Below are 11,249 nucleotides of genomic sequence, written 5' to 3'. Positions count from 1 at the left end.
AAAAACAATATATAAACAACTAATTTTTTAGGAAACGATTTAAAATGGTTGGAACATTAATTTGGAGATTTCGTGAGGCTTTAGCTGTGATTTTAGGAAAAAAGAAAACTTTTTCCGACAAAAAACCGATTTCTAAAAAGTCTTTGTCAATTGAAAATCTAACCGAATATAAAATTGATAATCAAGAAACTAAAGTTTTTCTTGAATCTATTTCCATAGAATTTTTGTTTTGCGAATTTGGAGAAAATCGAGTAAACGCCGGAGGTTCAGAATTTAATTTGAAAAACAGATTAGAACCTTCCCTTTCAACCATTAGACATTACTTCCCGAATGCAAAATTCACGGTTTATTCTGACTTTGATTTGGAAATTGAAGGTGTCCATCTTAAAAAAGTAACGTCTCCTGTTCCGGAAAAAGAACATCCAAGATATCTTTACAGAACTGCAGATTATTTCAAATTCAAATCCCTTGCAGAGTCGCAGGCTGACTTCCGTTGTGTTGTGGATTCTGATATGTTTGTGGTTTCACCGGACATTTACAGCTTGATTTATCTTACCAAGACTTTTGGTTTTTGTGCGCCTTACACGCCAAGAAATCTTCTGAAAAGAGATATGGAAAATTCTCTGGATGCCGGCAAAATCACTGATGAAAGCAACGGTTTTGGACATTCTTATAATCAAAGTCCGATGACACTTTGGAAAGATTCAGAAAAGGGAAAAGCGTTCTTTGAAAAGTGCTGTGAAATTATGATAAAAGAACCGTCCAGAGCGTCTCTTGTCATGTGGAAATCTGCTGCTGACACCCAATCTTCTCCTTATCTTTTACCTGCAGAGTTTTGTGTTTGTGGTGATGATGTTGGGATTGGAAACGAGGTAATGTTGCACGTTGGACACACTCAAGTTGCTGATTATTACAATGTAAAACTGAAAGGCTAGATGAAAAAAACAATTCTTTTTATTGTTGACAAACCGGATTGGGCTTATGAGTTTATGATCAAAGCTTGGCTTCCTTTTTTACAAAAAGATTATGATTGTTTTGTGGCTTATGATGACGATTATAATGTCAAAAAGAACAATTCCCGAAGCAAGATTTTGCAATTCATTTTCAATATCAAAAGCTTGCTGAAGTTCTTCGTTTTTAAAATAATTAATAAAAATGAAGCCGTTTATTTTCTGGATAAAAGCGGAAAATATTATTATCCCAAATATCCAAAAGAAAAAGTTTTCAAATACAAAACTGACCTTAGCAAAGAACTGACGGATAAGAAAAATTTTGATATAAAAGTTGAGATGGCTTATTATTTCCAATATATGGCTGAACTGCCGTTTTCTGCAAAGAAAAATATTGTTGGTATTTTCACGAACAAATTCCCACACGAAGGTCCTGCAAACGATTTGAAAAATAATATTGACAGAAGCCTTCTGAGCCAAGAATCGTTTTTTGAAAAATACATAAAACCTTATGACAACCTCATCGTTGGCGGAGGTAATCTGTTATCACGATATAAACAATTGACTGACAAAGTTGATTTTGTTTACGGGATCTATGGACAGGAGAACTTTGTTGAAAATAAAAATGTTGGAGAAAATGATTTTCTAACAATCGGATGGACAGGCAATCCAACGAGAAAGATGAAAGGTTTTGAAGACTACATTGTTCCTGCAATAGAAAAAGTTAAAAAAACGGGAAGAGAAATTAGATTAAAAACCAAATTCTCAGGTCCTTATCAGGAGCTTTTCACGTTCTATCAGGATGTGGACTTAATCATTGTTGCTTCTGATGCGGATTCGGGTCCATCGATGTATGCAGAAGCGAGTTTGTCTGGTGTTCCTTGCATCTCAACAAAAGTCGGACTTCCACTGATGGGAATAAAAAATAACGAAAACGGATTTCTAATTAATCGTGATGTTGAAGAATTAGAAAATCAAATCATCAATCTGTATGATAATCGGGAACTTTTAAAGGCAATGTCTCACCGTGTTAAGTCTGATTATCTGAAATGGATGGATAACAAAGTAACTTTTGAACATATTAAAAAAGTACTGGAAAAATAATTTTTTTCAGCTTACAAATTATAATATTATTGCATGGACACTATTAATCCTTTTTTTGCATTCATAGCTTTGAGTATTGCTGTATTAACCGGCTGGTTGATCAATTGTAAATACCAGTTGAAAATTAACTCAACAAGAAATTTAAGTATTGATGGATTAAGAGGTTTTCTGGCAATAGGGGTATTTATTAATCACTCCTCGGTTTGGTATAGGTATTTACATACGGGAGAATGGCTTCACGCGGCTTCAAATTTTTACAATCAATTAGGTTCGGCTTGTGTTGCCATATTTTTATGATTACCGCATATCTTTTTGTAAATAAGCTACTGAATACAAAAGACAAATACGATTGGAATAGTTTCTTTATATCCCGTTTTTTCAGACTCGCCCCAGCTTACTATTTTTCATTTTTTTTAATTTTATGTGTAATTTTTATAATTGACAAACAACTGTATGTAGGACCTATCAAGTTTATATTATCCCTTGGGCATTGGATGGCTTTCACAACATTCAATAATCCGTTTATCAATAATAATGGTTACACAAAAATTATAAATGCTGGTGTTCTTTGGTCTTTACGATATGAGTGGTTGTTCTACTTCTGTCGGCCTTTCATTTCGATTCCTATTCCAAAAGAAATCCCTCCTGTAAGGATTATAATAATTAGTATTGTTTTTTTAGTGATTTTTTTTAAGTACAGATTTGTCGACTTCAATCATATCTACTCATTTTTAGGAGGAGCAATTGCCCCTTTTCTGATTAAATATACCAAGAATAATTTTGACACAAAGCTGATTTCTACTTTGGTTGTTTTATGTTTTTTAGCAATTCCATTCTTTCATAGCTCCGATAATATTGTCAGCAAAATCATATTGATTATAGCTTTCAATTTCATCGCCTTAGGCAATACCATTTTTGGAGTTTTAAAAAAATCTTACCTTATTTTTTTAGGTGAGATTTGTTACAGCACATACCTCCTTCATGGTATATTATTGTTTATAACATTTCACCTGATGATTGGGACAAAAACGGCAGCTAATTTTACCGAATTACAATATTGGCTATGTATTTTTGCAATAACACCATTTGTTGTATTTATAAGCTTTTTATCTTTTATATATTTTGAAAATCCCGGGATGAATTTATCAAAAAAAATTATTAAAAAACTAAGAAAATGATCATCGGTAGAGGACTTTTAGCATCATTATTCATAGAAAGCGACAGAGAAGATGTTATTTTCTTCGCTTCCGGTGTTTCTAATTCTCTGGAAGACAATCCACAAGAATTTTTGAGAGAGGAAAACCTCATCAAAAAGACAATGGAAGAAAATCCGGACAAACTATTCATTTATTTCTCGACTTGCAGCATCTACGACTCCTCCAAAACAGGCAGTGATTATGTTCTTCACAAACTGAAAATGGAACAATTAATCAAAAATTCCTGCGGAAAATATCTGATTCTAAGAGTTAGTAATGCCGTTGGAAATGGCGGCAATCCTAACTTGTTGATGAATTATCTCATTCGTTCTATCAAAAACAATGAGACTATTAATGTCCATACAAAAGCAACGAGAAACCTCATAGATGCCGAAGATATAAAAAACATTACTTTTCAATTAATTGAGAAATCTGAGTTGAACAAAATAGTGAATGTGGCTTATGTTCAAAACTACACGATCATTGAAATATTAGAAATCATCGAACGTTTTTACAATACCAACATCTATCTTAATCTTATTAAAAGTGGTTCTGGTTATGACATTAACATTCCGGATGTTGAAGATTATTTTAGAATTAACAATCTTAACAACAAAGAATCATATCTTTGCCGAATCTTAGAGAAATATTACTCTTAAACTATGAACGATTTTAAAAATAAACTTAACAATAAAAATATTTTGGTCACTGGTGGCGCTGGTTTTATTGGTTCCAATCTTTGTGAAGAACTGATAAGCCTGGGCGCAAATGTGACTTGCCTTGATAACTTTTCTACAGGTTTCCGAGAAAATCTGGATGCGATTAAAGACCATCCCAATTTCAAATTAATAGAAGGTGACATCCGTAATTTGGAAGATTGTAAACTGGCTTGTGAAAATCAGGATTTCGTTTTGCACGAAGCGGCTTTGGGTTCTGTTCCAAGGTCAATCAATGATCCAATCACCAGCAATGATGTAAATGTTGGCGGATTTCTGAACATGCTTGTTGCAGCCAGAGATGCCAACGTAAAAAGATTTGTTTATGCCGCAAGTTCATCTACTTACGGCGATTCTGAAAGTCTTCCAAAGGTGGAAGATGTGATTGGCAAACCATTGTCGCCGTATGCGATTACAAAATATGTCAACGAGTTATATGCGGATGTTTTCAAAAGAACTTATGATTTCGACACGATTGGCTTAAGATATTTTAATGTTTTTGGAAGAAAGCAGAATCCAAATGGTGCTTATGCAGCTGTGATTCCAAAATTTGTGATGCAGTTTATGAATCACGAAAGTCCGGTCATCAACGGTGGCGGAGAATATTCCCGAGATTTTACCTATATTGATAATGTGATATTGATGAATCTTCTGGCATTAACTTCAGAAAATCCTGAATCTCAAAATCAGGTTTACAATACAGCATTTGGGGAAAGAACAACACTGAATGATTTGGTTAAGTATCTGAAAGAATATCTATCCGAATTTGACCCAAAAATCGCCGATGTAGAAATCATCTATGGCGATTACAGAAAAGGTGATGTTCCACACTCGCTTGCAAGTATCGATAAAGCTAAAAATTTATTAAACTACAATCCTCAATTCTCCATGAAAAATGGTTTGAAAGAAGCCGTGAAATGGTATTGGGAGAATTTGAAATAATTAAATAAAAAATTAATGAATCATAAAATTACTGTTATCGGTCTTGGCTACGTAGGTTTACCTTTAGCAAGATTGTTTTCTACAAAATATCCAGTTGTAGGTTTTGACATCAATGAAAAAAGAATTTCTGAACTTAATTCTGGAAAAGATGACACTTTGGAAGTTTCCGACGAACTTTTACAATCTGCTTTGGTGCCGAACAATCCGAAAGCTGGAGAAACGGGTTTATATTGTTCAAATAAATTTGAGGATATTGCTGATTCCAATATTTACGTGGTAACAGTTCCGACACCAGTTGACAAGAACAATCGTCCAGATCTTACGCCTCTTTACAAAGCAAGTGAAACAGTTGCTAAAGTTCTAAAAAAAGGAGACATTGTGATTTACGAATCCACTGTTTATCCTGGTGTAACAGAAGAAGAATGCATTCCTGTTTTGGAAAAAAATACCGGCATGAAATTCAATGTTGATTTCTTCGCAGGTTATTCCCCAGAGAGAATCAATCCCGGCGACAAGCTTCACACGGTAGAGAAAATCTTAAAAGTAACCGCAGGCTCTAATCCTGAAATTGGAAAAATTGTAGATGATCTTTACAATTCCGTGATAGAAGCTGGGACTTATTTGGCTCCCACAATCAAAGTGGCAGAGGCGGCAAAAGTGATAGAAAATTCTCAGAGGGATATTAATATCGCATTCGTAAACGAATTGGCAAAGATTTTCAACCTGATGGGAATCGACACTCATGATGTATTAACTGCGGCTGGTACAAAATGGAATTTCCTTCCGTTCAAACCAGGTTTGGTTGGCGGGCACTGTATTGGTGTAGATCCTTATTATCTGGCACAGAAAGCGCAGGAATTCGGCTATCATCCGGAAATCATTTTGGCTGGAAGAAGGATGAATGATTCTATGGGACAATATGTTGCCAGCGAAACCGTAAAACAAATGCTAAGACAGGATCTAAAAGTTAACGGTTCTGATGTTTTGGTTTTAGGATTTACCTTCAAAGAAAATTGTCCTGATGTTAGAAATACCAAAGTGGTAGATGTTGTGAGAAACCTGGAAGATTATGGAATCAATGTTTCGATTTACGATCCTTGGGCTAATCCAGAAGAAGTGAAACACGAATACGGTCTGGAAACCTCAACAAAACCACCTTTCAAAAAATATGATGCTGTAGTTTTAGCCGTTTCTCATAAAGAATTTGAGAATCTTAACATCAAAAATCTTCTTTCCGAAAAAGGAATTATTTATGATGTAAAAGGCATTTTAGCAAAAGAAGATGGCGTGAAAAGACTGTAATTATCGGTCAAATCTCCATCGGAAAAATTTGTATCCAACAAACAAAGGCAGGCGATAAAATAAGTCCTGCTTTTTTATTTTTGCAGAATAATTTGAAGAGAAATAATCTGTAATGCTCAAGGATTTCATTTGTTTATAAGCAACGTAGCTTCTTTTCCATAGCTTTTCATTTTTCTGCGCTTTCCAATTCATTTGTAAAGTTGTTGCTTTAAAATCGACCAGATATTCCAAAATTAATTTCTTTTTATAAAAATCTTTTTCTTCACGATAAGCCTTATCCATATAAGATGCTATTGTGATCCAATTCCCAAAATGCTTCTCTCCCCTATTATGAATAATTGAAGCGCCATGGAAATAATATAGATAAGTATCCTCTCTGAGAAACGCAATCTTTTCAAACTTCAGCATACTTTGAAAACTCCACAAAACGTCTTGAGAGAAGAGATCTTTTACAAAATACAGCTTATTTTTCATTAGAAAATCCATCCTTACAAGTTTATCACAAGCCATTACAGGATATTGACCTTTTACAAAATTCCAGACAATTTCTTTAGAACCTTGCAGAATATCTTTTTTGGACTCTATTGGGAAATAGTTTCTTCTCCACCCTTCTTCTTCATTAATACAAACACTCTGTCCCAAGACCATTTCTGCATTGGTTTTTTCTGCCAATTCTACAAGATGCTCTATAGCATAATCTGTAATCTCGTCATCACTATCCAGAAAATAGATGTATTTTCCTTTTGCCAGATCCATCCCAGCATTTCTAGCCATTGATAAACCTTGGTTAGTCGGCTGATTAAATACAATAAAATTAAAATCCGGATTTTTCTGAATAAATCTCTCAGCAATTTCCATAGACGAATCTGGTGTTAGATCGTTTACCAAGATACATTCGATATTTTTGTAGGTTTGAGTAACAACCGACTGCAAACACCTTTCGATGAATTGTTCAACTTTATAGACAGGAATTACTATTGTAACAAGCGGACTCATCAGGTGTATTTTAATTTTATTAAATTTAGGCAAAAATAGAAATAAAAATCTGGCATAACAGTATCTTTGCATTAATAGAAACACAATGGGTTTAATTTCCAAAATTATTTTTAAAATACTGAAAGAGAATTCTCTCGAGGTCGTCCGAAAAAACAAAAATTCCAAAATTGGGAACGCATTCAGAATTGGGAATTATTCTCATTTTTCTATTCATCCGTCTGCTTCTTTGTTGATTAACAATCGGGTTAATCTTAGAAACTATTGCAATTTTGTATTGGGAGAAAACGCGACAGTTATTCTGGAAGAGAATGTTTTTATGAATAATTATTGTTCCATCAATGCTATCGAAAAAATAGAAATCGGGGAAAACACTTTGTTTGGCGAAGGTGTGAAACTTTACGACCACAACCACGAATATAACGAAAAAACTGTTGAACATCGCAAATTCACATCTTCTCCCATAAAAATTGGGAAAAATTGTTGGCTGGGAAGCAATGTTACAGTTTTAAAAGGTGTTACCATTGGCGACAATTGTATTATCGGAGCAGGTTGTCTCATTCACAAAGATGTTCCAGCCCACTCCATTCTTCTTTCTGAACAAAAACTTATTTCAAAATAACTGCCAATGCTTTTCTCATTACTAATCGCACATTACAATAATTACGATTTGTTTTTGGACTGTTATGACAGTATTGTAAAACAGTCTTATAGTAATTTTGAAGTCATTATTTTAGATGATTGCTCCACAGATGGCTCATTCGAAAAACTGACTGAACTTTTAAAAGACGATGCCCGTTTTAAGATTTATCAAAATGACAGCAATCAAGGTGTAGGTTTCACAAAAAAGAGATTAGCTGAACTGGCCAATGGCGAGGTATGCGGTTTTCTGGATCCAGATGATGCACTGACGGAAAATGCGATAGAAAACAGTGTGAAAAATCATACAGAGAAAAATGTAGTAACGTATTCTAAGTTTTTGTTGTGCGATGCTAATCTTAATTATTTAAAACTTTTTCCGCAATCAAGAGCTATTAAAAATGGTGATGAGAAATTTTTTAATATCTTTTTAGAAGCTAATCACTTTTTTACTTTTAAAAAATCTGCTTATAACAAAACATCAGGGATCAATGCGGACCTTACTTCAGCCGTTGATCAGGATTTATACCTAAAATTATATGAGATTGGCAATTTCACTTTCATTAATGAGGCTTTATATTATTATAGACTACATGAAAAAGGTGTTTCGCAGGAAAAATCTAAAAAGGGTAAACTGAATGAAAATTGGCAAAAAGTAATTTTAGACACAGCAAAAAGAAGAAATATTGGAAGATTATATGGTAAAGACATTCAGGATATAGATAACCTGCCAGAGTTCATTTTTAAGAACCAAAACACTTTTTTAAAAAAAATCCAAAGAAAGCTGCAGTAATGGATATCTTTATCAAATCCTTCAATCGTCCATTTTATCTGGACAGATGTATTTCTTCGATTAATAAATATGTTTCTGGAGATTTTAGGATCAAAGTTTTGGATGATGGAACGCCTGAACAATATCTGGACAAAATCAGAAAAAAATATCCAAATGTCGAAATTCTTCTTTCTGATAATTATGAAAGAAAAATTAAGGCTATTAAGGAAAATCTACTTACCGGCAAATCAGTTAATGGCTTTGAAATCCCTACAAGATTTTGGTATGATAATGTAAAAAAAGCTTCAAACTATGTCATTGTAACTGAGGATGATGTTTGGTTTACACAACCCATAAATGTGGATGAATTGTCACAAGAAGCGAAGAACCTCAATATTAATCTAATCAAACTAGGCTGGCTTGGAAATCAATCTAACAGAAAAGATTTGATAATTGAATCTATATCTGAAAATCTGGAATCGGCACAACCAAAAGATCTTCCTTATTTTCCAAAAAAACTGATGGAAGCTTTTTTCTATAATCAGTACAAATTCTTCACAATTCTATACAAGTTGGGACAAGTTGACAATCTTACACAAAGAAAATATTGGGCACTTAACTCGATACTAATGGGATTTTTCAATAAGGAGTATTGGCTGAAAATATGGGAAGGAATGAATGGGAAAGTAGATGAGAAAAGACAGCTGATCAATGCCGCTTTGTTCTACAAAAAAAATAAAAACAATCCCAATTTCATTTCTAAGCTGAAGTTGGAAGCAATGAAAACAACCTTCCAATCATCTGCCACGAATTCTTATCACGAGTATGGTTTTGATTTCGATGTCAACCGATTCAATCATCTAATTAATGAAGCTTGGCTGAAAGATGAATTTGATGCTATGGAAAACTTCCCAAAAGATTTCTCCATCAATTATTTTAAAAAGTTTGTACAAGGAAAAATTAACTTCGGAGAATACGAGAAGTGGATTAATAAGTTCAGACATCAATATGAAAATTTGGGATGCAATGTTGAGTAGGATAAAATCATACAGCAATTTATATCCTATATTAGGGTTATTAATCTTTCTTTATATATGTATAATTTCGAACAATGTTCTGTTGGCCGACGATCTTAGTAAATTATATGAGGGGATTCATAATAAAGATAATTATGGGTCATTTTTGGGTTCCTTCATGTCTGGAACCAACATGACATCTAGACCTATTTCTGCTTTTTTCACAGGAAGCATTATATATCTTCTCAAGTATAATCCTCTCTATTATTATCTTGCTTTTATTTTCTTCTTGCTTTCTCTGTTTTGGGTAAAAGCCCTTAGCTATCAATTTTTCAAAAATGAATATCTAGCTATTGCAGCCACTTTTTTATATGCTACAATACCTATTGGGACTTCTCTTGTATTTTCTCCTATAATGCTGAATTCTGCTCTAGCTACGATATTTTTCTGCTCTTCTGTAATTATTTTTATGAAAAAAAAGAAAGGATACATTTTTCTAAGTGCTGCCCTCTTTGTTTTTTCTTTTCTTAGTTATGAAATATTTGCTCCTTGCATTCTTATTTTTGTCTTTTTATCGGATAAGCCTAAAAATATATTTTTTCATTTCATAATCTCTATTGGTCTTATTATTTTTTATAAAAAAGTAATAGAGCCATCTGTCTTTGAGAGTTTTTACCAAAGAGAAAGACTACAAGAGGTTCTTAATATAAATAGAGCCTATTCTAATATTATACTTATTGGTAAACTTATTTTTAGAGATTTGCCTTTAACTTTTTATAAAAGCTTAATCTCTTTAAAATATTTTGATATGCTAGATTGGTCGGCTTTTTTCTTGTTTAATCTTTCCTCCTTACTTATTTTAAAAAAATTAAAATTTGAAACAAACTTCAAACAAAATAAAATTACAAAGTTCTTAATCTTTATATTTTTGTTTTCTTTTATGATTTTTTTTATGTCAAATTATAAACCAACTTTATTTGGATTTGACAATAGAAATCTTGGTGGTGTAAAACTTTTTTTTATCCTCACAATAGTTAGTATAATTATTACAATAGCTTCAAAAACGAATGAAAACGTAACAAAATATGCTCTTACAACGTTGACTATATTATTTTCTATAACAATTATTACTACAAAAAATGCTTGGTTATATGCTAGTAAATTCAACCGGGACTTATTTTCTGAAGTAAAACAGGCCATCATAAAAGAAGATGCTTTAAAGGCCGATACAATTTATATCAAATATGATGTATTTAAAAAATTAAAACATGATCCCCAACTATTATTAAGAGAGCAAATATTTTTTTATAATTGGGAGTCGCCACTTTTAAAGGAGGAAAATGGGTTAGAAAAAGTAAATATTTATTTATTCCACGAAAATAATATTCCCAAAAAGTCCTATTATATCTACGACTATGATAAAAAAATTTTAATCTTAAAATAAAGATGTAAAAAAACTCTGAAAGATAATTTTCAGAGTTTTTTATATTAGATTTACCTGTTGTGCATTTAGCACAAATTAATTTTTAACTTATTCAAACTTCTCTTGAAGACGAAAAAATTTAGATATTGAATCATGGTAAAAGAAGTTATTTTTGATACTATTCTTGTTGCCAAAC

At 32.6% G+C, this 11,249-nt stretch carries 12 protein-coding genes and 1 pseudogene; 11 read left to right on the top strand and 2 right to left on the bottom strand.

Going from position 1 to position 11,249, the window contains the following annotated elements:
• The first annotated feature begins 44 nt into the window (after positions 1-44).
• The 7 genes from EGH73_RS11570 to EGH73_RS11545 are packed head-to-tail and all read left to right on the top strand — an operon-like array spanning position 45 to position 6,210.
• Positions 45-935 (top strand): hypothetical protein, encoded by an 891-nt coding sequence (locus EGH73_RS11570; protein ID WP_123281970.1) that lies wholly within the window; start codon positions 45-47, stop codon positions 933-935.
• Positions 936-2,054: a glycosyltransferase gene (locus tag EGH73_RS11565; protein ID WP_123281969.1), complete on the top strand. Its 1,119-nt coding sequence runs from the start codon at positions 936-938 to the stop codon at positions 2,052-2,054.
• 33 nt (positions 2,055-2,087) lie between these two features.
• Positions 2,088-2,351, top strand: a complete 264-nt coding sequence (locus tag EGH73_RS14040) for a hypothetical protein (protein WP_184808107.1) — start codon at positions 2,088-2,090, stop codon at positions 2,349-2,351.
• Positions 2,348-3,232, top strand: coding sequence for an acyltransferase family protein (locus tag EGH73_RS11560; protein ID WP_184808106.1), 885 nt, complete (start codon positions 2,348-2,350; stop codon positions 3,230-3,232). Before EGH73_RS14040 ends, EGH73_RS11560 begins: the two co-directional genes overlap by 4 nt.
• The gene (locus tag EGH73_RS11555; RefSeq protein ID WP_123281967.1) at positions 3,229-3,909 is read left to right on the top strand and encodes an NAD-dependent epimerase/dehydratase family protein; all 681 of its coding nucleotides are present in this window, start codon (positions 3,229-3,231) and stop codon (positions 3,907-3,909) included. Before EGH73_RS11560 ends, EGH73_RS11555 begins: the two co-directional genes overlap by 4 nt.
• 3 nt (positions 3,910-3,912) lie before the next feature.
• Complete coding sequence (locus EGH73_RS11550; RefSeq protein ID WP_123281966.1) at positions 3,913-4,908, top strand: SDR family oxidoreductase; 996 nt, start codon at positions 3,913-3,915, stop codon at positions 4,906-4,908.
• A gap of 15 nt (positions 4,909-4,923) precedes the next feature.
• Positions 4,924-6,210, top strand: coding sequence for a nucleotide sugar dehydrogenase (locus EGH73_RS11545; RefSeq protein ID WP_123281965.1), 1,287 nt, complete (start codon positions 4,924-4,926; stop codon positions 6,208-6,210).
• Here the strand turns inward: EGH73_RS11545 and EGH73_RS11540 are convergent, their stop codons facing one another.
• Positions 6,211-7,206, bottom strand: a complete 996-nt coding sequence (locus tag EGH73_RS11540) for a glycosyltransferase (RefSeq protein ID WP_123281964.1) — start codon at positions 7,204-7,206, stop codon at positions 6,211-6,213. It abuts the gene before it with no gap.
• A gap of 85 nt (positions 7,207-7,291) precedes the next feature.
• Here EGH73_RS11540 and EGH73_RS11535 point away from each other — a divergent pair, with 85 nt between their 5' ends.
• The 4 genes from EGH73_RS11535 to EGH73_RS11520 all read left to right on the top strand — a co-directional run bounded on the left by EGH73_RS11535 (position 7,292) and on the right by EGH73_RS11520 (position 11,074).
• Positions 7,292-7,825, top strand: a complete 534-nt coding sequence (locus EGH73_RS11535) for an acyltransferase (protein ID WP_123281963.1) — start codon at positions 7,292-7,294, stop codon at positions 7,823-7,825.
• Between the two features lie 6 nt (positions 7,826-7,831).
• The gene (locus EGH73_RS11530) at positions 7,832-8,635 is read left to right on the top strand and encodes a glycosyltransferase family 2 protein (protein WP_123281962.1); all 804 of its coding nucleotides are present in this window, start codon (positions 7,832-7,834) and stop codon (positions 8,633-8,635) included.
• Positions 8,635-9,651: a glycosyltransferase family protein gene (locus EGH73_RS11525; RefSeq protein ID WP_123281961.1), complete on the top strand. Its 1,017-nt coding sequence runs from the start codon at positions 8,635-8,637 to the stop codon at positions 9,649-9,651. Before EGH73_RS11530 ends, EGH73_RS11525 begins: the two co-directional genes overlap by 1 nt.
• 82 nt (positions 9,652-9,733) lie before the next feature.
• Positions 9,734-11,074 carry a hypothetical protein gene (locus EGH73_RS11520; RefSeq protein ID WP_148041704.1) on the top strand — a complete coding sequence of 447 codons (1,341 nt, stop codon included), beginning with the start codon at positions 9,734-9,736 and terminating at the stop codon, positions 11,072-11,074.
• 65 nt (positions 11,075-11,139) lie between these two features.
• On the opposite strand, the pseudogene EGH73_RS14475 reads toward EGH73_RS11520, so the two are convergent.
• Positions 11,140-11,249: pseudogene (locus EGH73_RS14475) on the bottom strand (IS982 family transposase); the annotation flags it as partial.

Origin of the sequence: Epilithonimonas hominis (assembly GCF_003730015.1) — a bacterium.
Classification (GTDB): Bacteria; Bacteroidota; Bacteroidia; order Flavobacteriales; family Weeksellaceae; genus Epilithonimonas; species Epilithonimonas hominis.
The sequence above is the reverse complement of the archived record's forward strand: the minus strand, read 5'-3'. Positions and strand labels throughout refer to the sequence as shown.